The sequence below is a fragment of the Bacillus sp. GbtcB10 genome (assembly GCF_019091365.1).
Classification (GTDB): Bacteria; Bacillota; Bacilli; order Bacillales; family Bacillaceae; genus Bacillus; species Bacillus altitudinis.
The window spans coordinates 1-231 of sequence record NZ_JAGXJP010000443.1 but is presented as its reverse complement, the minus strand read 5'-3'; the positions used below and the strand labels follow the sequence as shown (position 1 = coordinate 231).

The 231-nt window shown below is 45.9% G+C and carries 1 protein-coding gene; it reads left to right on the top strand.

Going from position 1 to position 231, the window contains the following annotated elements:
- Window positions 1-231: SDR family oxidoreductase (locus tag KVT11_RS20775; protein WP_217609233.1), on the top strand; the 231-nt coding region annotated here is incomplete at both ends.

The following is a 231-nucleotide window of genomic DNA, read 5'->3' as shown; positions in this document are numbered from 1 at the left end:
CACCGCGCGTCATTGAATCTCAGATGCTTGATACGCTCTATCCGACTGAGCTTGAGAAAAGCCAGCTTCGATCCCTTATACCTATCGGGAGATTAGGAAAACCAGAAGATATTGCTGGAGTCACTTTATTTCTCGCAAGTGACGAGGGAAGCAATTTGCACGGACATATACTCTTATTAGATGGCGGGAGAACGTATCAGCCTAAATATAGCGAGGGAAAAAGAGCGGAGA